Raw genomic sequence first — 22,033 nt, forward strand, 5'->3', positions numbered from 1 at the left:
ACATGAACGTCGAATTAAAAGATGATACAAGAGTAACGGCCTTGGTTGAACGTTTGAAGGTATATTGTATGGGCCTCAGCGCACCGCAATGGCTTCCACTTCTACGCTCAGCCCCTCATACGCCAGAAAGTTGATTTCCACCATCGTGGCGGCGGCCTGAATCCCATGCCGGGCGACCCACTCGGTGAACACGTCGAAGCAGCCTGCCGGGCCAAACAGCGCAGTCGTATCGGTGGTGTAGATGCGTAGGTGTACGATGTCACGGCACTGGTACCCGGCGGCGGTGACGACCTGCTCCACGTTGCCGAGCACTTGCTGCAACTGGGCTCGCATATCGCCCGTGCTGGGGACGCCGTCGGCATCGATGGCTGCCTGACCGGCGCAGTAGAGCGTGGCGGACGGCTGCCGTACTTCTACGGCCTGATTGTAGGCACTGTGCTGCTGCCACTGCCACGGATTAATTGTTCGCTTTTGCATTGTTGAAGGAGTGAAAGTACAGGGACAAAGGTCCCACCGGCGCCGGGGCATTGCCTGTGACCTACCGCACTATTTTCGGGGATGACGTTGCTCGGCCAGCCGGCTTAAGGTTTCGCGCGAGACGCCTAGGTAGGCCGCTAACTGCGTTTTCGAGACCCGCTGGGGCAAGGTGGGATACTGGTGCAGCAGCCGCTCGTACCGCTCCTTAGCCGGCAGGGTGAGCAGCGAGAGAATGCGCTGCTGGGCCGCCAGGCCGCCCCGGGCAAATTTGACCATGAAAAAGTAGGTTATTTGGGGGAGCCGGGCGCAGAGCTGCTGGTAGCCGGCCAGCGGCAGACACCAGACCGTCGTATCTTCCAGGCACTGCAGCGAGAGCGTGGCCGGGGTCTGGGTCAGATAGGCGGCAAAGTCACCCTCCCACCAGTCCTCCAGGGCAAACGAAACAATGTGCGCTCGGCCCACTGCGTCGGTGTGCACGAGTTTCAGCAGCCCCTGCACCACGAAGTAGAGATGCGGCACGCGCTCCCCTTCCCGGATCAGCAATTGGTGCTTGCGAAAGTGGCGGCAACTGAACTGGGAAAGCACTACGGAGAACTCCTCGTCCGTCAGCGTGACTACTTGCTCCAGGTGTTCTCGTAACGGGTGTGGCATAGCACGTTATCTACGCAGCCGTTGTAGGGAAGGGTCGTGTTGTTTGAGGATGCCAGCTCACTGCCGGGCCGGGGAAGGGGACAAGACGGTAAAGTAGCTTTTCAGGGTCCACCGCGTGGCCGTCCGTCTACCCCTTGTGCCACCCGTTGGGCCGACGGTTCGGCGGCGCCTTTGCTTTGGTGCCAAATAGGAACACGTCTAGCGATCATCGTCTCCTTAGCGGGAATGACGAAAGCTCGCGCGCACTTCCTCGACAAAGAGCGCTGGTTGTTCCCAGGCCGGAAAATGCCCGCCTTGCGGCAGCTCGTTGTAGTAAACCAGGGTCGGGTAGCGTTCCTGCACCCAGCGCCGACTGGTCTGGTGGATGTCGCGGGGGAACTGGCTGAAGCCGACGGGCACCTGAATCGAATGTTCCCGGAAGGTGCGCATACTCTGCCAGTAGATGCGCGCCGAGGCGGCCGCCGTAGCCGTGAGCCAGTAGAGGGTGATGTTGTCCAGGATCGCGTCGCGGCCCAGCAACTCCTCCGCGTTGCCGTCGGTGTATTTGGCCACCAGCTCGTAGATCCAGGCCGCCTGGCCGACCGGGGAATCCGTAAGCCCGTAGCCGAGCGTCTGCGGACTCTGAATCTGCTCGGTCATGTAACCGTTTTCATGTTCGGCGAATGCTTGCAGCCGCGCCAGCGCCTGCTGCTCCTGCGCATCGACCGCTTCCATGCCCGCAAAAATCGGGAACATATTGAAGTGGACGGCGCGCACGGCGGGCGCCCCTATGCCGCCCAGCGCGTTGGTGATGGCGTAACCCCAGTCACCTCCCTGGGCAAAGAAGCCCTCGTAGCCGAGCCGGCGCATCAGCTCCACCCACGCCCGGGCGACCCGTTCCGGGGACCAGTCCGGCGTCGTGAGTTTCTCGGACAACCCAAAGTTGGGCAGCGTCGGTAGCACGACGTGGAACGCATCCTTCGGATCGCCCCCATGCGCCCGGGGATCGGCCAGCATGGGCGCGACCTTGAGGAACTCGATGACGGAGCCCGGCCAGCCGTGCGTCAGGACCAGGGGCACGGCGTCGGGTTCGGGGGAGCGCAGGTGCAGGAAATGAATGGCGAGCCCGTCAATCTGCGTTCTGGATGGCGAGAGCGCGTTCAGCCGGGCCTCGCAGGCGCGCCAGTCGTAGCCGTCGCGCCAATAGGTACACAAAGCCTGCATCGTGGCCAGCGGGACGCCCTGGCGCCAGTCTGGTACGGTCTCGCTATCGGGCCAGCGGGTGCGGGCCAGCCGGTCGCGTAAGTCCGCGAGTGCGGCGTCCGGGAAGGCAAACGGATGGGGGTAGATGGTCGTGTCCGGGGAATGGTTCATAGTAGGGGGGAAGGGTAGGGGATGGCAGGCAACGCGCACCTGAAAAAGGAGAAATCATTTTGGGGTAGCTTTGAGAGGGGCTACTTAGCGCTCGGCTTTCACCAACAGTTGCACGAGCTTGTCGTACCCGTACAGCCGGGCCAGCCCCTGCGGGGTCAGGCCCGTGTGGCTCTGCTGGTCCAGGTAGGCCCCGGCCTCGACCAGGGCCTGGGCCACGTCGAGGTACCCGTGCCACACCGCATCGTGGAGGGCAGCGTAGCCATTGTAGGCCCCTTGTACCTGCAACCCGGCGGCTGGCGCACCCGGCTGCTCGGGGTGTTGCGTGAGCAGCCGCACGATGGCGGCGTGGCCAAAATAGGTGGCGTCGTGGAGGGCCATGCCGCCCATCAGGCCGATCAGGCGCCGGGGATCGGCCCCGGCGTGCAGCAGCAACCGGGCGATATCAATCTGCCCCTCCCGTGCGGCGATGCCCAGGGGCGTGTAGTTGTCGTCCAAACTACCGATCATCGGTACCTGCTCATCCACCGGATGGTTCGCCGCGATCAGCCGCTCCACCTCCCGGCGGTCGGCCGCTTTCACGGCGGCCACCAACTTGAGTCTGGCGACAGCATCAGCGTTCGCCTGCTGTTGCGCCTCGAGGCACCGGGTGATTCCCGGGAGTCCGTCCGCCCGGGCTATGTCCAGGGCCGTCTGCCCCCAATGGTTGACAATCGTCATTCGGGCGCCGCGCTGCAGGAGCCGTTCGACCACCGCCGCGTGCTTGTGCAGCACGGCGTCCATCAGCGGCGTGTTGCCCAGGATGGGGGTCTGCTGGTCTATAAAAGCCCCGTGGTCGAGCAGCAGCGCGACGACATCCGGGTTGCCCGCTTGCACTGCCTTATGCAGCGCGGTGGCGCCCATCCGGGGTTCCACTGCGTGCACGTTGGCACCCGCCGTTAGCAGGAGCTGGGTGAGGTGAAACTCGCCGAGGCCGGCCGCGAGCATGAGCGGCGTTAGGCCATCGGGGCCGGGCCGGTTGACGTCGGCGCGGGCGCGCAACTGTTCTAGCACCGCCGGCAGGTTGCCGGCCCGGATGGCGGCGTCCAGCGTCAGGTCGGTTCTGGGGTAAACCGGCAGGGGAACCACTGCGCTAGAACCGTCACGGGGTTGGGGTCGGTGGGATACGTGGGGCAATTCCGGCTCCGGCGGCACTGCCAACGTTAGCACCCGACCGCCGATCTGCTGGAGGCGGGCCAGATATGTACGGGGCTCCAGCAGTTGGTAGGGGAAGTAAAGCCCGGCCGGAACCGCGGGCTGGCCGTCCAGGCCGAGCAACCGCTCCAGCAGCAGGGCAACGCCGAGGCCCGTGAGCGGCATTTGCCCCTGGGGATGCACCACCGCGTGCCGGGTGCGGAGTGGCTGCCCCGCGTGGTCTTCCCCGGCCAGGTCGATGAGTATTTCCGTGGACATCGGCTCGCCCTGGCGGCGGGTGGAACTGACGCCAAATGCCAGCGAGAACTGCACGTTCGGCGCGCCGGTCGCGGTGGCCAGGCCGAGCACGTCGTAGAAGGAGAACGCAGCGGCTTGTTGCTCGGTGCCATCCACGGCGTGAAACGTGGTGTTGCCCTCGTCGCCCACTTGCCAGACAAAGGCCCCCTCGCGCCGAACCAGCGCCGCGGGCATAATCTTGGTTTGGCGCGCAAAGTCCGCGTAGGCGGCTGGGCCCGTAACGTCCTGTTCATCCAGCAGCGCGCCGATCGTGATCGCGTGCACCCGGCCGAATGCTTGGGTGAATTCCAGCGTGGGGACAGTGGTAGCGCCGACCAGCCATTCCGTACCCAGGACCACCGGGGCGGCCTGCGGCTGGTGCATGTACGCCGCTACCTCGGGGCCCATCTCAAAGATGCCCGCTGAAATGCTCAGGTACGGGAGGCCGCGGGCCTGGGCAAACCCAAGCGCGGCCAGTCGGTCGTCCGTAAAGAAAACGACCACGGCACTGACCAGGCGTTGGCCCAGACCGAAGTCTTCGGCGGCAAGATCGAGTACAATGCCTTCGGCGCTGGGTATCTCAGCGGCCGCTTCCTGCGCTTTGGCCAGGTCACGGCCGCCCAGCAGCAGGGGCACCGTGGGATGGGCGTCGTGCAGGAGGCGGGCCGCCCAGCGGCCCACCGTGCCCGAGCCGCCAACCAGGAGAATGGGATGTAGTGTCATGTACAGGCGAATGGGGGGGTGAATATTTCAAGCAAATATAACCTACTATTGGTAAGTTACAAAAAGTAGGTTACGAATAGTAGGTTTTCGGATAGTACCTTTGCGGATGAACTTTGAAAACAGCCCCCCTGACTATGCCCCCCTCTCCGGACTCAGCAGCACCTAAACGCCCTGTTGGCAGACTAGCCAAGGCGGAACGCCGGCGTCAATTGCTTGATACGGCACTCGTTATCATTCGCGAAGAGGGGGCTGACCGCCTAACCCTGGGTCACTTAGCCACCCGGGCCGGCGTTTCGAAGCCCATTACGTACGAGCACTTCAGCACGCGTGCGGGGCTCTTGACGGCGCTCTATAAATTACTGGATGAGCAGCAGTTACAGGCGTTGCGGCAACCGCTACTGAGCGTGCAGCAAAATGTAAAGGACACGGCGGACGTGCTCGCCACCGCCTATATTCACTGTTCTGTCGACACGGGGGGCGAAGCGCACGCGGTACGGGCGGCCTTGTCGGGCAGCGAAGAAATGGGCGTGGTGCAGCAGGAGTTGCTGGCTGGGTACGTTCAGTTGTTTAGTGCTACCCTGGCTCCCCACAGTTCGCTAGCCCCTGCGGCGCTCCATCGGTACTGTGTTGGGCTGGTTGGCGCAGGGGAGGCCCTTTCCGTACTGATGTTGAGCGGGCAGTGCAGTGAGCGGGAAGCGGCTGCTACCTTTTCCGCCTTAATTCAGGGTGGCCTCCGTGCGTCTTCGCCCCAGTCGTAGGCGTGGGTATTTTAGCTAGTAGCGAATCCGAATGCTTCGCCTACCGGACCTAGCAATACGGCCATCCCAAATCGGCCTGTTTCCCGAAACATGCGCTGTGTTCCGTTTCTCCCTTACGTCACGCCACGCCAGTTCAGAAGGAATGATGTCGAACAGTGGTCTGCTGCGCTAACTCCTGGCTTCCAACGCGGGTTATTTTTTCTTAGGAATAGCCACTAGATCAAAAGTTACATTCTAAGGACGGTGGACCATAAGACGTTACGGCGCACTTTACTTGCCAACTGACTCATTGAGGAGCGTACAAGGAAAGGTAGCGTGATCGTCTGCTTTTCGATAGCGCACACGGGCGAGCAGCTATTGCACCAGTTGAATGCTTTGCTCCAGCAACGCATCCTGGCCCGTTGGTCCTTCGCTGGCAGCGCGGTAGTACGCAGGCACGAAGGCTTCACGGGGCGCGCCCGTGACTTGCAACAGCTGCTCTTCGCCCAGGTCTACCCGGGCGTCGCACTGCGTGAGCCGCTCGTTGAAGAGGGCGCCGAGTAAGTGGGCCAGCTCCGAGCCCGCCGTCGGCACCCCGAGGGCGGCAAAGCCAATGAGCAGGCCCTCGCCCATACTGCCGGTCCAGTGGCCGCCGAGTACGATGACCTTCCCGGCGTAATAGGGCGCCAGGGGCAGCACATACTCCACAAACTTGCGCGGAACCCCATACAGGCGTTGCTCGCTGGGCACCACGTGCACCTGATAGGGCTGCTCCACCCGCACGAAATGGCCCAGAATGCTGCGGGCCACTGTCGTATTGCCGCCACTGGGCGTGTTGCGAAAATCCAGGACCAGCCCCGTAGAAGACTGGACTTGCTGCAGCGCCGCCTGAAAGGCGGCAATGGTGGCATTGTTGCCCAGCGAATTGTTGAAGCGAATGATGGCCACGTTCCCGCGTTGCGTGACACGCACGGGGGGCAGCGTGCGCACGCGCTGGGCCTGCTCGCCGGGGGAACGCAGCGTATAGGTGCGGCGCTGGCGCCCGACCCGCACGGTCAGCTGGCGAGAATGCCCCCGCACGCCCGCCAGGGCTATGTTCAGGCCTGCCTCGCGTTGCACCGGGGACAAGGTAGCGACGGGGCATCCCATCACCCGCTCAATGGCCTCGCGCGGCGACAGCCCATCGACGCGCACGAGCTGCGCGCCGGGCCGAAGGCCTTGCTGCTCGGCGTCACTCTCGTGTCGCACGTCCACCAGGTGCCCCTGCCCGTCCCGGTAGCTAGCCACCAGATCCGAGCTGGTCGGCACGACATTGTAGTCCGTGGAATCAAGCGGGCCAACGATGAAATGTGGGTCGGCAAAGTTGTGGGCCACGAGTTGCAGCACGTCGCGAAAGGCTGCTTTGGTCGGTGCCGCGTGCGCGGCTGGGGCAAACGCCGTCAAAATCGCTTCCCCCTCCACCCCGGGGCGCGTGAAATACGCGTAGCGGGTCCGCAACAGCGTCGTAAACTCCTGCCAAGCGGTCGTCGCCACAAAAGGTTCATCCCCGTTGGGGGCAACTGCGCGAGCAGAGGGGGCAGGCGGCGTTGTGGAAGGAGCCGTATTAACAGAGTTGGGTGCACAAAGACTCAGACCACACAGCAGGCGGAGGGAGTAGGAACGAAACAAGAGCAGCATGGGCTAGCAAGGGGGCGGAGCGGTCACGCCGGCCTCAAAATAACCGCTTTCCAACGAATTATTTCGCTCCCCTCACCCAGCAAATGCATGCGCTACACGATGCCATTCACCGAGCAGGTAGCCGCTCGGTTCAAACGCACGAAGCCAAAGAAGGTGCGGCCCGTGCGCAACCCTTACTATGCCTGCCTAACAGTGGTTATGCTTTATGGTATGGTGAAAAGCCCTCTCACACAAGGAGCTTTCTGCTAGGTGAACAGTGTGAGAATGATAAAAGAATTTGTACTGCGCTTGCCGGGAGGTGTTGAAGCAACGGATGATAGAATAAGGTGAAAGATGATGGCCTACTTTTAGTAGGGCTAGGATGACGCTTTTTAACTTCACTTTCTATCCCTTTAGATGAAACACTTTTTCTCTTGGCTTTACAGGTGGCAAATCATTGGACTGCTATATACACTACTAGGAATAGGTCGGACCCAGGCGCAAACTTGGCAGACAGCAGTAGCCGTGAAATAGGGCCCCGGCGATAATTCGTATGTAGACGCCACCGCTGCTGATGCGAATGGCAATGTATACCTAGTGGGAAGTTTCAGTGGAACCGCCGTTTTTGGCACTATCAGTCTGACCAGTGTTGGCGCTTATAATGCGTTTGTGGCAAAGTGGAGTACAGCTACGAACAGTTTTTTGTGGGCCCAGCGTGTAGGCGAAAGCACCGCAGTTAGAGCAGTAGCGCTAAATGGTTCAAGCATTTACATAGCCGGTGATTTTGTCGGGTCTACTGCCAGGTTTGGGGACATCACCTTAACAAATGCAGGGGACACGAACGGGCGTAGCGACGGATTTATTGCCAAGCTGACAGAGGTAGGCACTAGCGCTACCTTCGAGTGGGCTCAGCAGCTAGGAGGCACGGAGTATGATGCCGTTAGCACCATAGCGGTGAGTGGAAACAACATCTACGTAGCAGGTTCCTTTGCCAATACGGCCACTTTTGGGAGTTTGAATCTTACTAGTGCGGGAGATAGTGATGCATTTGTAGCCAAGCTGATTGATGCTGGTACTACCAGTAGCTTTGCTTGGGTACAAAGAGGGGGAGGGATAGCAAATGATGGTGTAGCAGCCTTGGCTGTAAGTGGAGCGAGCCTTTATGTAACGGGTTGGCTTCGTAGCGTTCCGGCCGACTTCGGCAATATGACTGTATCGAACGGAGGGAATCTATTTGTAGCGAAGCTAACGGACGCCGGCAACGCTGGTAGTTTCATGTGGGCTGAGCGAACGGGCGGCACTAGCGCTACCTCAAACGCGCTGGCTGTCTCTGGGAATAGTGTATATGTGGTCGGATCATTTACCGGAGCTACCGTAAATTTTGGTGCGACGACACTAACAACTACCACCAAGAGCACTAGGAATGCATTTGTGACTAAACTAACCGATGCAGGGAGCAGTGGCAGCTTCATCTGGTCCTTATGGGCAGGCGCCTCTGAGCAAGGGACGGTTACCGCTACGGATGTAGCCGCAACCGGCTCGAGCGTATACCTAGCCGGCCGGTACGATGGCACCACCACTACCTTCGGCAATACGACGCTGACAAATAACGGGCTCGTGGGAACTATGAACGCCTTGGTAGCCAAAGTGATAGACGCGGGTAGTACGGGTAGTTTTATCTGGACGCAGCAGGGCGGCGGTATGGCAGACGACGATGCCTCTGCCATAGCCATAAGCGGGGCCACTATCTATGTAGCTGGATCAGCTGGGATGATGGCCCGCTTTGGTAGCCAGACGCTCCTGGACATACCCGGTAATAGCCAGGTAGCCTACCTCGCTAGGCTAACGGAACAACCTTTGGCCGTTGGTGCGCCTAAGCGGGCGGTGCTAGGAATCTATCCCAATCCCGCGCGCACTCTAGCGCGAGTAGTAATCCCCAGCGGTATAGCAGTGGTACAATTGCAGGATGTGTTGGGGCATGTACTGCAAAACGTTCCCGTAAAACCAAATACTCCGGAAGCAGTGCTTTCCTTAGATGGGCTTCCTACGGGGGTGTATTTGGTTCGGGTAGGTGCTAGTACCGGCAAATTATTAGTAGAGTAAGCGCTTCATCAACCACCTGGAATACAGTCTTTGTCTACTCACTGGGTCGCCGGATACCAGTTGCGCAGCCGTACCTCAATGTTCGGGTTAGCCTGCTGCACGAGTTGCCGGAAGCGCGCTACGTCGCTCAGCCCATTCTGCCCCCGGTAGTGGTAGGGGTAGACAATACCCGGCTGGAACGCCAGGACACCTTGCGCGGCCTGCTGCACGTCCATGGTGTAGGGCAGGTTCATGCATACAAACGCCACATCAATATCCTTGAGCGCGCGCATCTCAGCCGTGGCTTCCGTGTCGCCGGACAGGTAGACGTTCTTACCGCCTAAGTTCAGCACGTAGCCATTGCCCCGGCCTTTGGGGTGCCGCGCGTCCGCAGTGGCGGGGAGGTTGTACATGGGAATGGCGGCAACGCGCAGCCCCAGCGTATCGAGCCGCTGGCCGTTGTGCAGCACGCATACCTGCTGACGGTACTGGGCCGGCAGCTGATCGGCTACCGCTTGGGGTACTATCAGCAGGGCGTGGTCTACGGGGAGGCCGGAAAGTGTCTTCAAGTCCAGGTGGTCGCTGTGAATGTCCGTGATCAGGATCACATCCGGGGCGGCCAGCCCGGCATAGGCCGGCGCCCCACCGTAGGGATCCACGTAGATGGTCTTCCCGTTCCAGCTCAGCACCACACTGCCGTGCGTGATGGGCTGCACCGTGAGCGGGTCTTTGGCGGTGGCCAACTGATCGGCGGCTACGCGCGGCGGGGCCGCCTTCGGCGCCGTTTGGGCCGGCGCTTGAAAAGCCGCGAAAGTGGCCAGCACGGCTGGGAGCAGGAAAGGGAATTTCATCAGGTAATGCCGGGAGCGTAAGAATGAGTACGGGATATTGGTAGTAGCTGGCCACTGTAGACGTCGCTGCTACTGAAACCTGAGACAATAGCCTAATTCCCCGCACAAGGGTCGGCCGAGTAGCCGCTACCCCCACGAAGCTTAGATAGGTGTACGCTCCCGATGAGCCTTGGTTCACCGGGTAATCCTCCCGTCGCTTGAAATCCGTGGGTGAGGACGGCCAATCTTATTCCCCCCGCTTGCTGCGCCGGGCATTTTACAACCCTAAGCTTTGGGCGGCATTGTAGGACACGACGTTGTTGAGCTGGGTGTAGCGCTCGATCATGGCATCCGTCTTCTGCTTGGTCTGGTTCTTAATGGCCTTGTGCGACTGCCCGTTGAGCACGGCCACCGTCACAAAGGACACCCGCAGCGAGTGCGCCGAGTAGCCCGGCCCCAGGCGCTTCTGTATCAACTTGTTGATGGAAATATCCGAGAGCCGCTTCTGCGAGGGCACAGCCAGTTGCCCAGGAGCCGCGCGCGGAATCTTCACGAACAGCGGCCCGGTAGTACGACCCAGCAGATGTAGCCAGGCCCGCAGGCAGCGCACGGGGCAGAAATCCAGGGTGGGCGCGTAGAAAATGGCCTTGTCCTCGACCGCCCCGTACTGGTTGGTTTTGCTTTTAGCCAGGTGCACGAGCAAGGCCCGCTCCGTAAACTCCAGCTGCTCGATGTTGAGGCCTACCAGCTCGGAGCGGCGGAAGGCCCCGGCGAAGCCCAGCAGCAGCAGGGCCCGGTCCCGGATGCCCGAGGACGTGTCCAGGTCGATGCGACGAATCGCGTGCTTGAGCTCCTCGACCGTGAAAGCCGGAGCCTGGTCCTGGCGCTTGCCCAGGGTGCGGGCAATGCCGTCCATCACCACGTTCAGGGCATCCAGGGTGGCCGGCAGCCGGTAGCCGGCGAGCTGATGGGCTTTGCGGATGGCGGCCAGATGGCGCTGGATGGTGGCCAGCGAGTGCGGCCGAGTGAGCGGCTGCTGGCCCCTCTGCTTCTTTTTCTCCCCACCGCCCCCAATGCCGGGTTCCGGGGCGGGCTTCTCGGTGGCCAGGTAGGCCACGTACTCGGTCAGCGTGTCCACGTCAGCCGGCACCGCGAGCAAGCCGTGCCGCTCACAAAAGCCCACGTAGCTTTTCAGGTCCGAGGTGTAGGCCCGCTCCGTGTTGGCCGCGCCCTGCAGGCCGGCTTCCAGAAAGCCCGCCACCTTGGCCGAGGCCCGGGCCAACTGTGCATTGATCGTTTGATTGGTATTGGACGACGGAACGAGGGACAGATTTTCGGGCATGGACTAGGTGTTAGGGACGGATCAGGCAAGATGAAGTAGAGGCGAATCAGACCGCACGTTTCAGTGCCTATATTATATAGGAGTGAAAACCGAAAAAACGCTCTTTTTTGCTCTGTAAATATAAGTTATGATAAGTCAAGTTTATCATAACTTATATTTAGTTTTGTCCGAACACCGGCAGTGACACCCAAACCTTTACCGGGTTCGTTCACGAAGGCGGCACGGATTCACGGTAACACCCGAAGACTGCGGCAACAAATAGAGCTTTCTAGCAAACAATGGCGCTTGCCCCCCTTTCTGGTAGCTTTGAGCATGAGTGGAATTGCCAACAGGGTGATGTACCGGAAAAAGCGCCGAAAGAAAATCAGGGGCTTTCGCCGGTTTTTACGGGCGCATCAACACCGCGCCGCGCTTGCGCATACACTGGATGTACCGTATTTGCAGCAGACCCATCGGGAGTATGTCAAGCTTGGGTTATTCCCCTGGTCGGTCGACTCCAAGCCCCCCGTGCCCATCCGGCAGCTGTGGGTAACGCGCTTGGTCGACGATTGCCATCACTGGCAGGCGGCACTCGCCGCCCACTATGCTGCTTTTTACCTGGCCGTGTGGCTCTATGAGCCGGATTTTGGGCGCTCGCAAGTCGTGGCCGGTATTGCTGAAAAGCAGGCGGGATACGAGCAGCTCTTTGCGGAAGTAGCCGAAACGGATGCGCCGCCTTTCCCGGCGGAGTACCAGCGGCTACCGGGAGTTGCTGACTTACACTGGACGGCTTATGCGGAAACCACCACATGCTGGCCGGAAGACCTGCTGGAGTTGGACGCGTGGGCGTCGAAGAAACCACACTGACTGGGGAAGACGGCGGATGGTCGCGCGGTGGTCGTGGTACAAATTGGGTGGGTCTGGGTCGGCCGGCTGCCGAGCACCTAAGTTTGGGTAGGCGTGTTGGCTTACTAGTAACCCTTTGCGCGAAACAGGTATATCGCGAAACGGATAACCTACATTCTCCTACCTCTTGAGTGGCTGTCACGTATTCCAATCCTTCGTTTAAGCGGTGTGACAAGCCTCTAAGTCAGCATAATACATCGCCCCTTACGACTGTAAGAGGCCTTCATTAGCCAAAATGCTTTTCCGCCAGCAACTGGAGCATCTGATAGCCCCATGTAGCCTGTACAGGAAGAGTCGTGGGGTTGTCCTCGCCAGCGTAGCCGCTCTGCGCTGGGAGTGGCTGCATCCGCAGGGGGTGATCGTGTCGCTGACTCGCGCCGACAATGGTATAGCCTTGTAGCAGAACCGCCTTGGGCTGCCAACACGCTTGTTCTACCGTGATGGGAAGCACGAGCCCATCCAGGGCCAAGGGGCGATGGCCAAGAATGGGATACCCCAGCCTTGTGAGAGTGCGTATCGATATTCGGCCCTGCTCCAACAGGGAAGTACCCGCCAGGCGCTCATGGGTGGGCGGAACGGTATCCGTCCACTGCATCAAGCCCGCATAGAAGCCCAGCCGGTCATGGGCGCTGGGTGGGGGCACGTCCAGGACCCGGCCACAGGCATAGGTCCCGGAGGCGAGGGGGATAGCCCAATACTGACCCGGCTGGAGCGAACGATTCGATTTGGGCAGGAAAGGATACCGAATGGTCATCAGCAGCGCTATATTAAGGCAGAAGGTAGAGCAAATCGGCCGCTGCTACTTATCGCACAGCTTGCGTACATTACACGACAAATCTATTAAGCAACTGGTTACGGACTATACTTAAGCTTTGCAGTATTAACCCGCTCGTAACGTTTGCCGAGGACCGTTTAATTAATGTTATAGGCCAATTCATATGCTGTGAAGCGTCACTTATAGCATGCGAGAGGAATGACTGATGTAAAGAACCTCGTGAGTAGTAGCTTTTTCTTGCAATACGGGATAGTGCTGAAACGCCTCTTGTACTTTTCGCATCGTGGCCTGGTATCCTCGTTTCGTGAAGGTATAAAGTGGCCAATGCTCACAGAGTAAAACTCGCGTACTGATTTGCGGGCTGCGCATGTCAAGTACTACCTCCTTGCTTTTCTTGCTGTGTTGAATAGCCAACACTTCTACATCCTTTAGTGGAACAGTCCACTGGGTCCCCTGCTGGTCCTGCCAGTAAAGGGATTCACCAATTTTAAAAACCGTTTTGCGGGAAAACAAATAATTGTAATTCAGCAGGATCGTTACCAATGTCAGCAGTACGCCTAGGAATAGAACCATAGTGGGCCACGAGTTGATATGAAGATTCAGCCAGTGTTCAACCTGTGCAGGGCGAGCGATAACTAGCAACACAAGACCAACATATACAGCCCACTTGACTGCTAGAGCCGAGGCAGAAAGAGGATACATAGCTTGAATAACTACCTCTTTCTCCTTTGGCTGGCTAGCTATTACCCGGTTTCTTATTTTCATTTGGCCGCAAGATAATAACCCTTCTCACGCTTCTTCCTCGAAAAAGTGCCAAATTGAGTCTAGCGATTAAATAAGCCCGAAAATTCACTTATTCTAAGAGTGTACTTATAACTAAACCTTATGTTAATCAACTTTTCCTAGGAAGTAAAGGCCTTAGTTAGGATTGCCCATTATTGGTAGAATCATAGTAGTCCTACTTTTCAATCCTGGGATAAAAGATCCTCGGCACCCCTTCCTGCGCGGTAAGACACGCTGGTGTTATGGCCCATCAGCCGGCGGGTAACCGGTAGTCCCGCTGACAATCTAAACGCCCTATATAGTGGGGCGCGGCATCACTGAAGTGGAAGTGAAGCCAGTAGCCTAGATAGCATAAGAAGAAGAGAAGAAGAAAGAGGTCCCAGTAGGTTACGTGTTGGCTGAACACTCCTTTGGCGAGCGCGGCCTTGCCGAGCCGCAGAAACAAGAAGAAGCCGCTAATAAAGATTCTGTACGCTTCCCCGTTCGGTAAGCCAGTAGTAAACAGAGGCTAAGCCGTTTTGTGGGAGGAGGTCACTGCATTGGCTAAATCGCCTTGTACGCTTCGTGCTGACGGTCGCGAAGCAGCACTTCGTGTTACTTGTCTAACTGTCCACACTCCCTAGAAGAACCACGAAAATAAATTAGAATATATTATTGTGCGGCTATATCAAAGCGCCCCTGTTCAATTCGTAAGACATCTGCTGGATCATCTACGTTTGCTGCTGTGAATGAGAAGGTTCCAGCAATACCATTTTTAGCTCCTCTTTCTCCGTGCGTAATAACGACTTGACCTGTATGCGTAGCATCGGTAGCGTACGTTCTACCTGATTTATTATAAATGAACGTAGCATAATTGTTTTGAACCTGATCAGGTAATGCTTCGGGCATACGAGGAGTAGGCTGATCAAAAAAATACGTACCGGGCTGCGTTGCTTGAGTAACAAATAAATCAATATGTACAACCTGCTCGCTTAACCGACCGAAAAGAGTAACATGAATTTGTTGATCATATGCATAGCCTCCATACACAGCAGGCAACACGGAGCTGCCGGCATAGATGTTAGATGCAACTAAAACTTTTCCGTTGATATTTGCTCCAGCTGTGTTTGCACCAGTACTGGTAATATCAGGCAAGCGGTCTTGCTCTTCTTTTTGACATCCTATCAAACTAACTATTCCTAATATAAAAATGGAATGTTTATACATACGATGCTAATTTTATAAAGTGATGACTAGTATGCGACTAATGTATGTGTTTCAATAACATATACAATATCCTATGCTTTACTTTTGGTGTCGAACCCTATTTTTAATGAGGTGGTCCGATTACGTTGGACAGTTTAGGATATTAGGGTGAAGAAGCTGTTGGTTAGAGTGATAGGGTGTTTGGTAGTTGATACTGGAATGCAGTCGCTCGTGATTATAGTAGTCAAAATACTCGGCCACGCTGCGTTGCGCATCGGCTAGGTCCGCAAAAACGGGCCGCTCACACACTTCCAAGACCTCCGTTTTGAGGCGCGACCATAGACACCAAAACCTTGAGCCGGTTTTCAGCCTGGGCATTGTCGTAGGAGTCGCCACGTCGGCTCTGCGAGCGCAGGTCCTGGTGGTCGCGCAGCAATTGCCGATAGACATTGCCGCAATACTGCCCACCCCGGTCGGAGTGCACGAGCAGACCGGATGTGGGGGCTGGGACCAAAACGCGCGCTGTAAAGCCCTGGTCACCAACGCTTCGGGTATCGTCGCCCCGACTTGCCAGCCCACCACCTGCTTGCTGGTCATGTCCTGAAAAGCGCACAGATAGGCCCACTCGCCGTTGGCTAAGGGCAGGTAGGTGATGCCCCAACTGACCCACACCCGGTTGGCCTGGGCGGGCTTGGGCTGGTCCAGTAGCTGGTTCGGCGCACAGCGCAACCAGTGCGTCGAATCGGTGGTGCGCGGCGTAAACGCCTTCGGCTGGAGCGCGTGCAGGCCCCGGCGGCACATGACCGCCCGCAGGTGCTGCCGCCCCACCCGGTGCCCGTTGTGGCGCAGCGCGACCTAGAGGCAGCGCGTGCCATAACAGCGCTTATGCACCCCGAAGACCTTAACGAGTGCCGTTTCCCACGCCGGCTCCGGCTTAGTTACGGTCTGCTGTTGCGCCTGTTGCCACGCGTAGTAGCCACTGGCCGGCACCTGCACCAACTGACAGAGCAGCCGCACGGGGTACTGGTCCCGGTGCGCCGCAATGAAGCGATAGCGGCTCATGGGTTCTCGGTCTGTGAAAAAATGGCAATGGCCTTTTTTAAAATGTCCAGCTCCTGCGCCTGCCGCCGAGCCAAGGCCCGCAGCTGACGCAATTCAGCTGCCGTGTCCGGGTCCAACTCCGCCCCGCGGGCTGCTGCGATGGGCGTGAGCGCTTCTTTTTGCCACTTATAGAGCAACTTGGGACTGCTGTTGAGGGCGCGAGCGGCGGCCTGGGTCGAGCGGCTTTCATCAGCCAGGCGCAGGGCCTCGGCGCGGAAGGCCGCATCGTAGCGACGGCGTTTAACGAGTTGAGGGCTGTCTCTCATGACGTTCAAAAGATAAGACCCTATTCTGTCCACATTTACCCGACCACCTCATACGTCCGTGGGGCAACACGTGATGACACAGGGGTTCGCCACCATGAAGCGCTATGATGATAAAACCTTCTTTATCGCGGCGTCTACTGATCCAGTAAAAACGGGGACGCTCACGCTCACTCGCTTTGATACCGTGGCCCACATCGCCGCGGGCACGTTCTCTTTTCCGCTCCGAAACCAGGAAACCGGGCAATTCTATTACGTCACTGACGGGCGGTTTGACCTGCACTACAACGAATAGCGATTGCCTTACGAACAGGGTTACATAGCGGGTGGCGTACCACCCTCGCAGCTCAAAAGGGGGATGGCGGGGTAAGTGGCGTACGTCGTCGAATAGGGCGGCATACCCGAGTGCCAGCTAGGATCACTGGCCCAAGGGAATGGTTGTCACGCCAAATGAGGTGGTCTAGTTCAGCCGGATAGAGTTGGGATGTGATTCGAACAATACAGATCCTATTGATTTTGAATGAGCGGCTTACTTTGTGGAAATGCAACCTTAGACCAGGCAAATGCCTCATAGCCTGGGCTACCACATCCTCATGGTGTACTATAAAACAGCCTATTCCATTCTTATGAACCGAGTCGAAACGGAAAACAACGCGAAGGAATTTTGTGGGGGCAGGGTGTCTCAGAATACGTGCTTAGCTAAGGCTACCCATCTTTTAGGACCATGGCGTACTATCACCGGCACGGCATATGCGGTTCAGGCACTGATGCAACGATTGCCGGCCAGGGACGCTCGTTGGATTAAACAACCCTTTCAAACCATGAACAAGCCTTTACTTCTAATAGCCATAGTGATAACTGGCTGCCAAAAGGATGCTGATCTGCCCCCCGACACGGAGCCAGCCGCTGATGAGGTGGAAATTACTACGCAAGGCCGTAACTCTGATTGCGGGGTAGCACAGGTGGTGGCTAGCGACTTGGCCCAGGTGCAGCGCGTGATTGGACCAACGGCCTATGAGCCTACTTATTTAGCCTATCGGCTCGATACGGCCCTGTGGGTGCGTCGAAACCGGGTGCTGTACGTACGCATTCGCAAGCCGCAGCCAAATGAAGTTGTCATGTGCAAGGCATTAGGCCCAGGATACGCCGCATTTACCGTAATCAGCGCCCGTATAAAGCCTGGCAGTGAGTAGCTCCTCTGGTATGCCACAACAGCCAGCTGGAAGTAGTCTGAGGTGGTCAAATTCAGCTGAACAGAAGCGGTACGTATCGTTCTTCTAATCGCCTCAACGCCGAACAGCGCGATGGTGGTCGCTCCCTGGACTGATTGGCGTTTAGCTCGAAAGCCACCTCCCTCTCGCTCACGGCAACCCCAAGAGGCCTTCTTCTTCGCTAGGCTAGCTGGCCCCCAGCCATTGCGACAGGCAACGGCACACCGCCTCCAACGCTGTCCGGCTGCACTAGATTACCTCAGATAGATAGCTGTTGCAGCAGGCAACACCGTGGCCGTGGTAAGCAGGTGTGCGTACAGACCTTATGCAAGGCAAGAAGCAGTTTACGAATCAGGTGGTCACCTACTTCCACCTCTCGGAGTGCGTGCTGGCGCATACGCTCTACCGTCGGCTCGAGGAGTTGCTGGCTGTAGATTCCCGCTACCAAGCCACGCCAGATCGCTACCGGCACACGGGACCGCCCTCGCTTGATCCGGTCGTGTTTTCAAGTTGGCGTTCTGGGGCTCTAGCACCATCGTTTGGCATAAGCGAGCGGCACTTTACCGCTTGATCATCTGCCGAATCACGCGCTGCTGCGCTGAGCGTAACTCGACCAGGTACCAGCCGCTGGCCAGCCCCGCCACGTGGATGGGCGCTTCCGTCGTGCCGGCTTGTGCGTGTACCCGGCGACCCACCGCGTCATAGACGACCACCTGGAATGAGGACGCGCACCCATCGGGCAGTTGCACCCGAAACGCATCGGGCACCGGGTTGGGGTAGAGGGTGGCCTGCGTCAGGTCGCACGGCGAAGTGGGGAGCAGCAGGGTCGGTTCCAAGCCGTTGAAGTAATGCTGCATGAAGTTGGGCAGGCCCCAGGCACCGTTGCGTCCGGCGAAGTTGAACCGCTGGTACTGCACGTCGCAGGCGAAGCCCCGGGCGTTGGGCTGGTGGATGACAAAAAACACATTTTTGTAATCGTCAGGCTGCTCCTCCGGCCCCTGGCTTTGATAGCCACTGGCACCATAGATGCGCCCATCCGGCCCGATTTGCAGGCTGTACGGCGTGGAGCCATAGCCTGGACCAATATTCGTGGTCGGGTTATCCACAAGAATACTCTGGCCGGAAGCCGCAATCGCCGCTGCGTCTCCTGCTTGCAAATCGTACTGGCTGATACGATTGACATGGCGACCCGTGGGCGTGCGGCTGAAGTTGGGCACGTACAACTTGGTGTTATCGGGGGAGAAACAAGCGCCGTATGCATCCAATAACACGCCCAGATTCACGTAGTTGGAAACGGCTCCCGTTGCGGCGTCGAAATCGTAGAGCCCAAACGGCGCGGCGGTAGCCGGGGTGTCAAATACGATTTTACGGCCGTCCGGCGACGCTTTCAACGTACCCGTTAGCTGATCATAATAGCCAGAGCTAGTGGTGTCAGTAGGTTGCAGCGGCCCTAGGGCGTAGCGGGCGGGCGGCCCAACACCACTGGCTGTAATCGGGTACACCTTGAACGCATTGCTGAGCCACTCGTGGCTGATCAGCCAGTAGTCACGGCCGTTGGCGTGCCGCACGGCCGTGAGCTTTTCGGTGAGGCCCATATCCAGCAAGCGGTTTTTAATGGTTGACACGACGTCTCCGAGCCCGTTGTGCAGCCGCATGTCGACGAAAGAATAGGCCAGCGAACCGGCGCGCGTGGCCGCCGGCACGGGTAGATCAATGACTTTAGCACCTGCTTGTAGCGTAAATAGATAGTACGCGGCCGTATCGCCAGGCACGGGCACCAATAGCGCGCCCTGGGTAGCGAGGGAGGCAACCCGTTCCGTACCATAGAGCGTGGAGGTACCCCACAGGTTGCTGCCGTTGGGCATCACTTGGTGGGTGCGGTCCCATACCTGAGCCCCGTTGGAGTAGAGCTGTAGTCGTCCGGTAGCGGGGTGGGAAAGGACGGTGGTGGCTTCGTACGCGTCCATCTGGCTATTGAGCAACACGTGCGGTGGGCCGCTGCGGAAGCTGAAGCCTGCCCGCTCACCAAAATACCAGGTGTCCGCCTCATGCTGCGCCCGGACCGGGTGGCAGCCCAGCCAACTGAGAAGCAGCATCCAGTAATACGCGTATCGAATGCTTTTCATACGGTAATTTACGGCTAACTCAGTAGGTACACGCTGCTCGTATAATCAGTCGCTCCATATACTGCCCTGCATCCATTGTATATAGTCTGTCTTATAGCAGCGGCAGTTTACCGTACGTTACGCAACTTTTCTCAGGAAAAAGAGGCACGATAAAATCTCAGGATAGTCCCTTCACTGTATTCCCGGTGTAGTTCGTCACCCGCGCTTTGCACGCATTCGCTTTGTACCGGGTTTACGCTGCTTCAGGCTAGCAGGAATGTGGGGAGAAAGATCAGGGCCACAATTCCCTGATTCAGCCAGAACAAGGTGCGATAGCGATGGGCCTGCGGCAGCCGGGGCCGGCGAAAGGTGCCCGCTGGCGCCCCCTCAATCGTCAGTAGCAGCAAGGGTGGCCCCAGGAACAGCGCGCCGGAGAGGTAATAGACAAGCGCGAAACAGTACACGTGCCCTACATTGCACACGACAATGGCAAGCAGGCCGAACAGGTTCAGTGCCAGATTCAGGTACAGGCCCTTCCAGGCCAGTGATTTCAGCGTAGCCATAGGCCGAGAGGAAGCAGTACAACAGACCGAGAGCCAAGATAGGCCGTTGTACTGGAACGGTGCCAGTGGGGGAGGGGCATGCTGGCCAAGGGGATCGGTAGGTACTGCGTGCCTACTAGTTCGGCCTCTTGCAGCAAGGCAAGCGCTAGAAGTCTACTTTCGATCGTGTAAGCTGTTGCATGACAGAAAGTTGCGCGCTCGTTGCGGGGCTGTCAAGAGTCTACTGTGGGGTTCTTTTGGGAAGGCAATGGCGCACGCGTTCGCTAGCTTTAGCCATGTCCTACTCGTCTCGGTTCCCGCGTCCCGTTTGTCTGTTATCACTCGCCCTATCCCTGGCCCTGCTGAGTTGCGAGAAAGAACCCGTGGATCGCCTACCCGCCGCCACCCAAAAAGGCAAAAATACCGCCGGCTTTCTCGTCGATGGCGAAGCGTGGCTGCCCAAGCCTAGTACGTTGAATCCAGGCAACAACCCGGTGAATGGCTATTGGGCACAAACCACGAAGGGGCCTATCTTAGGCCTGAGTTTCAGTGATAAGAGTCTAGACACGCCGTCGGGTCTTTCCATTACGCTGCGCGGGGTGCTGGGCCCGGGTACCTATCCGCTGAATCAGGAACCCCACATCAACTTAGGAGAAGGCCGCTCTGCCTATGGCAGCTACTATCGCTTGGAGCCTGCTCCGGCCGTACGGTACTACACCGGCCCGACGGCAACCGGCACAGTGACACTCACGCGCTTGGACCTAGTGAAGCATATTGCCTCCGGCACGTTTGAGTTCACCCCCTTGGAAGACGGGGGTACGCGGACCGTGCAGATTACCAAAGGCCGCTTCGATGTGCGCCTGCGCGAGTAGGCTTCTACGAGTCAGGCGGCTTCTACGACGCCTGCCCCTCCCTACAGCAGGTCCGACGGCGGGCCTTGGTCTTTTTCCCGGCTACCCGCCGGCGCCATGACTCCTCCTACTCATTTGCTCCATCCTTTTATGCATAAGACCGTACTGCTCGCCGCTATAGGCACGCTCTGCTGCAGTTCCTCCTATGTTCGCCTACTCGCCGTAAAGATGGCTACTGAGAAGGAAAAAGGGGGGAGTAAGATTCACACATTATAGGGCGTTCGAGCTCGTTTTACATGACAATCCCCTCCCTTTTCCAGGGCCACTTTGGACAGTTCCGTGAGGCCGAGGAGCCTGTGTTAGGGTAGATAAAGATTCCCTGGATTTCCTTTTTCTGCTTTCTTATTCACGCTAACGCCACTCGTTATGCTTTCCCCGCTGCCCCTGTCTGTTGTCGGTATTGATGTAAGCAAAGCCTCCTTGGCCGTCTGCTACCAAGTGGGCGAGCAGGTGCGTCACCTGGAGGTCAGCAACAGCAATTCGTGTTTTAATCACAATGAAATATTTGCACGATGAAACAAATTACGCATCCAGACAAGATAGTCTCTTCTGCTATAATCTTAAAAGGACTTTCGTCTTACTTTACATCACCGGTTGCATGAACGTCAATACAGCTCATAATCAGTATCTTCACCTTCTTACCTTTCCCCTGATTATGAAATTCAACCCCCTTTTCCTGCTGGGTATGACGCTAGTAGCCCTCTCCGGTCCTGCTGCCGCCCAAACAACGCCCACGCCTGCCCCGAACGCCCGCCCGGGGAAAGGAGTCCCTCACCCCAAACGGGCCGCCGCACCACCGCGCACAGCGTCGGCTGTGCAACTAGACACCACGGCCTTTCGTCGCTCTGGACGCCCCGTTGACGGTATCATCATGCGCGCCCAGGATATCCCCTCGAAAAAGAAAAACTAAAGGAAGAGTTCGCCCGAGCATCCGCTGGTATAGGGCCCGATAAC

At 58.1% G+C, this 22,033-nt stretch carries 21 protein-coding genes and 1 pseudogene; 7 read left to right on the plus strand and 15 right to left on the minus strand.

Features of this window, described 5'->3' with window-relative positions; translation table 11 throughout:
• Positions 1-75: 75 nt before the first annotated feature.
• The 4 genes from J4D97_RS16845 to J4D97_RS16860 all read right to left on the minus strand — a co-directional run bounded on the left by J4D97_RS16845 (position 76) and on the right by J4D97_RS16860 (position 4,671).
• Positions 76-477 (minus strand): RidA family protein, encoded by a 402-nt coding sequence (locus tag J4D97_RS16845; protein WP_208308586.1) that lies wholly within the window; start codon positions 475-477, stop codon positions 76-78.
• Between the two features lie 69 nt (positions 478-546).
• Positions 547-1,128 carry a Crp/Fnr family transcriptional regulator gene (locus J4D97_RS16850; protein ID WP_208308587.1) on the minus strand — a complete coding sequence of 194 codons (582 nt, stop codon included), beginning with the start codon at positions 1,126-1,128 and terminating at the stop codon, positions 547-549.
• Between the two features lie 216 nt (positions 1,129-1,344).
• Positions 1,345-2,481, minus strand: a complete 1,137-nt coding sequence (locus tag J4D97_RS16855) for an epoxide hydrolase family protein (RefSeq protein ID WP_208308588.1) — start codon at positions 2,479-2,481, stop codon at positions 1,345-1,347.
• Between the two features lie 84 nt (positions 2,482-2,565).
• Positions 2,566-4,671 (minus strand): ankyrin repeat domain-containing protein, encoded by a 2,106-nt coding sequence (locus tag J4D97_RS16860; protein WP_208308589.1) that lies wholly within the window; start codon positions 4,669-4,671, stop codon positions 2,566-2,568.
• A gap of 134 nt (positions 4,672-4,805) precedes the next feature.
• Between J4D97_RS16860 and J4D97_RS16865 the strand changes: the two genes are divergently transcribed.
• Positions 4,806-5,429 carry a TetR/AcrR family transcriptional regulator gene (locus tag J4D97_RS16865; RefSeq protein ID WP_208308590.1) on the plus strand — a complete coding sequence of 208 codons (624 nt, stop codon included), beginning with the start codon at positions 4,806-4,808 and terminating at the stop codon, positions 5,427-5,429.
• Between the two features lie 354 nt (positions 5,430-5,783).
• Here the strand turns inward: J4D97_RS16865 and J4D97_RS16870 are convergent, their stop codons facing one another.
• Positions 5,784-7,085: a hypothetical protein gene (locus J4D97_RS16870; RefSeq protein ID WP_208308591.1), complete on the minus strand. Its 1,302-nt coding sequence runs from the start codon at positions 7,083-7,085 to the stop codon at positions 5,784-5,786.
• A gap of 1,410 nt (positions 7,086-8,495) precedes the next feature.
• On the opposite strand from J4D97_RS16870, the gene J4D97_RS23895 reads away from it, so the two are divergent.
• On the plus strand, positions 8,496-9,167 hold the full coding sequence (locus tag J4D97_RS23895; protein ID WP_208308592.1) for a T9SS type A sorting domain-containing protein: 672 nt from the start codon (positions 8,496-8,498) through the stop codon (positions 9,165-9,167).
• A 38-nt stretch (positions 9,168-9,205) separates the two neighbouring features.
• On the opposite strand, the gene J4D97_RS16880 is transcribed toward J4D97_RS23895, so the two are convergent.
• Entirely contained in the window at positions 9,206-9,997 is a 792-nt protein-coding gene (locus J4D97_RS16880; protein ID WP_208308593.1) for an MBL fold metallo-hydrolase, read from the minus strand.
• A gap of 256 nt (positions 9,998-10,253) precedes the next feature.
• Positions 10,254-11,318, minus strand: coding sequence for a tyrosine-type recombinase/integrase (locus J4D97_RS16885; RefSeq protein WP_208308594.1), 1,065 nt, complete (start codon positions 11,316-11,318; stop codon positions 10,254-10,256).
• Positions 11,319-11,603: 285 nt separating this feature from the next.
• On the opposite strand from J4D97_RS16885, the gene J4D97_RS16890 reads away from it, so the two are divergent.
• Entirely contained in the window at positions 11,604-12,164 is a 561-nt protein-coding gene (locus tag J4D97_RS16890; protein WP_208308595.1) for a hypothetical protein, read from the plus strand.
• A 490-nt stretch (positions 12,165-12,654) separates the two neighbouring features.
• Here the strand turns inward: J4D97_RS16890 and J4D97_RS24015 are convergent.
• The 6 genes and pseudogenes from J4D97_RS24015 to J4D97_RS16915 all read right to left on the minus strand — a co-directional run.
• A pseudogene (locus J4D97_RS24015) lies at positions 12,655-12,957 on the minus strand (Imm26 family immunity protein); the annotation flags it as partial.
• Positions 12,958-13,158: 201 nt separating this feature from the next.
• Complete coding sequence (locus J4D97_RS16895) at positions 13,159-13,743, minus strand: hypothetical protein (RefSeq protein ID WP_208308596.1); 585 nt, start codon at positions 13,741-13,743, stop codon at positions 13,159-13,161.
• Positions 13,744-14,412: 669 nt separating this feature from the next.
• Entirely contained in the window at positions 14,413-14,967 is a 555-nt protein-coding gene (locus tag J4D97_RS16900) for a DUF6252 family protein (protein WP_208308597.1), read from the minus strand.
• Between the two features lie 120 nt (positions 14,968-15,087).
• The gene (locus tag J4D97_RS24020; protein WP_432207216.1) at positions 15,088-15,747 is read right to left on the minus strand and encodes an integrase core domain-containing protein; all 660 of its coding nucleotides are present in this window, start codon (positions 15,745-15,747) and stop codon (positions 15,088-15,090) included.
• 54 nt (positions 15,748-15,801) lie between these two features.
• On the minus strand, positions 15,802-16,008 hold the full coding sequence (locus J4D97_RS16910; RefSeq protein WP_208308599.1) for a hypothetical protein: 207 nt from the start codon (positions 16,006-16,008) through the stop codon (positions 15,802-15,804).
• Positions 16,005-16,313: a transposase gene (locus J4D97_RS16915; protein WP_208308600.1), complete on the minus strand. Its 309-nt coding sequence runs from the start codon at positions 16,311-16,313 to the stop codon at positions 16,005-16,007. The genes J4D97_RS16910 and J4D97_RS16915 overlap by 4 nt, the downstream gene beginning before the upstream one ends.
• A 73-nt stretch (positions 16,314-16,386) precedes the next feature.
• On the opposite strand from J4D97_RS16915, the gene J4D97_RS16920 reads away from it, so the two are divergent.
• Together J4D97_RS16920 and J4D97_RS16925 are read left to right on the plus strand one after the other, a co-directional pair.
• Positions 16,387-16,605 carry a hypothetical protein gene (locus J4D97_RS16920; protein ID WP_208308601.1) on the plus strand — a complete coding sequence of 73 codons (219 nt, stop codon included), beginning with the start codon at positions 16,387-16,389 and terminating at the stop codon, positions 16,603-16,605.
• A 526-nt stretch (positions 16,606-17,131) separates the two neighbouring features.
• Positions 17,132-17,503 carry a hypothetical protein gene (locus J4D97_RS16925; protein WP_208308602.1) on the plus strand — a complete coding sequence of 124 codons (372 nt, stop codon included), beginning with the start codon at positions 17,132-17,134 and terminating at the stop codon, positions 17,501-17,503.
• 578 nt (positions 17,504-18,081) lie between these two features.
• Here J4D97_RS16925 and J4D97_RS16930 read toward each other — a convergent pair.
• Positions 18,082-19,647 (minus strand): T9SS type A sorting domain-containing protein, encoded by a 1,566-nt coding sequence (locus J4D97_RS16930; protein ID WP_208308603.1) that lies wholly within the window; start codon positions 19,645-19,647, stop codon positions 18,082-18,084.
• Between the two features lie 242 nt (positions 19,648-19,889).
• Positions 19,890-20,189: a hypothetical protein gene (locus tag J4D97_RS16935; protein ID WP_208308604.1), complete on the minus strand. Its 300-nt coding sequence runs from the start codon at positions 20,187-20,189 to the stop codon at positions 19,890-19,892.
• A 275-nt stretch (positions 20,190-20,464) separates the two neighbouring features.
• Here J4D97_RS16935 and J4D97_RS16940 point away from each other — a divergent pair, with 275 nt between their 5' ends.
• Together J4D97_RS16940 and J4D97_RS16945 are read left to right on the plus strand one after the other, a co-directional pair.
• Positions 20,465-21,040 carry a hypothetical protein gene (locus J4D97_RS16940; protein ID WP_208308605.1) on the plus strand — a complete coding sequence of 192 codons (576 nt, stop codon included), beginning with the start codon at positions 20,465-20,467 and terminating at the stop codon, positions 21,038-21,040.
• Positions 21,041-21,734: 694 nt separating this feature from the next.
• Complete coding sequence (locus tag J4D97_RS16945) at positions 21,735-21,989, plus strand: hypothetical protein (RefSeq protein WP_208308606.1); 255 nt, start codon at positions 21,735-21,737, stop codon at positions 21,987-21,989.
• Positions 21,990-22,033: the final 44 nt, after the last annotated feature.

It is taken from the genome of Hymenobacter defluvii (assembly GCF_017589435.1).
GTDB lineage: Bacteria > Bacteroidota > Bacteroidia > Cytophagales > Hymenobacteraceae > Hymenobacter > Hymenobacter profundi.

Bases quoted from the DNA above. Each gene is read 5' to 3' on its own strand.
- J4D97_RS16935 (WP_208308604.1), bottom strand. From the start codon at position 20,189: ATGGCTACGCTGAAATCACTGGCCTGGAAGGGCCTGTACCTGAATCTG.
- J4D97_RS16925 (WP_208308602.1), top strand. From the start codon at position 17,132: ATGAACAAGCCTTTACTTCTAATAGCCATAGTGATAACTGGCTGCCAA.
- J4D97_RS16855 (WP_208308588.1), bottom strand. From the start codon at position 2,481: ATGAACCATTCCCCGGACACGACCATCTACCCCCATCCGTTTGCCTTC.
- J4D97_RS16880 (WP_208308593.1), bottom strand. From the start codon at position 9,997: ATGAAATTCCCTTTCCTGCTCCCAGCCGTGCTGGCCACTTTCGCGGCT.
- J4D97_RS16860 (WP_208308589.1), bottom strand. From the start codon at position 4,671: ATGACACTACATCCCATTCTCCTGGTTGGCGGCTCGGGCACGGTGGGC.
- J4D97_RS16885 (WP_208308594.1), bottom strand. From the start codon at position 11,318: ATGCCCGAAAATCTGTCCCTCGTTCCGTCGTCCAATACCAATCAAACG.
- J4D97_RS16850 (WP_208308587.1), bottom strand. From the start codon at position 1,128: ATGCCACACCCGTTACGAGAACACCTGGAGCAAGTAGTCACGCTGACG.
- J4D97_RS16930 (WP_208308603.1), bottom strand. From the start codon at position 19,647: ATGAAAAGCATTCGATACGCGTATTACTGGATGCTGCTTCTCAGTTGG.
- J4D97_RS24020 (WP_432207216.1), bottom strand. From the start codon at position 15,747: ATGTGCCGCCGGGGCCTGCACGCGCTCCAGCCGAAGGCGTTTACGCCG.
- J4D97_RS16945 (WP_208308606.1), top strand. From the start codon at position 21,735: ATGAAATTCAACCCCCTTTTCCTGCTGGGTATGACGCTAGTAGCCCTC.
- J4D97_RS16910 (WP_208308599.1), bottom strand. From the start codon at position 16,008: ATGAGCCGCTATCGCTTCATTGCGGCGCACCGGGACCAGTACCCCGTG.
- J4D97_RS16915 (WP_208308600.1), bottom strand. From the start codon at position 16,313: ATGAGAGACAGCCCTCAACTCGTTAAACGCCGTCGCTACGATGCGGCC.
- J4D97_RS16895 (WP_208308596.1), bottom strand. From the start codon at position 13,743: ATGAAAATAAGAAACCGGGTAATAGCTAGCCAGCCAAAGGAGAAAGAG.
- J4D97_RS16845 (WP_208308586.1), bottom strand. From the start codon at position 477: ATGCAAAAGCGAACAATTAATCCGTGGCAGTGGCAGCAGCACAGTGCC.
- J4D97_RS16900 (WP_208308597.1), bottom strand. From the start codon at position 14,967: ATGTATAAACATTCCATTTTTATATTAGGAATAGTTAGTTTGATAGGA.
- J4D97_RS16940 (WP_208308605.1), top strand. From the start codon at position 20,465: ATGTCCTACTCGTCTCGGTTCCCGCGTCCCGTTTGTCTGTTATCACTC.
- J4D97_RS16865 (WP_208308590.1), top strand. From the start codon at position 4,806: ATGCCCCCCTCTCCGGACTCAGCAGCACCTAAACGCCCTGTTGGCAGA.
- J4D97_RS16920 (WP_208308601.1), top strand. From the start codon at position 16,387: ATGACACAGGGGTTCGCCACCATGAAGCGCTATGATGATAAAACCTTC.
- J4D97_RS16870 (WP_208308591.1), bottom strand. From the start codon at position 7,085: ATGCTGCTCTTGTTTCGTTCCTACTCCCTCCGCCTGCTGTGTGGTCTG.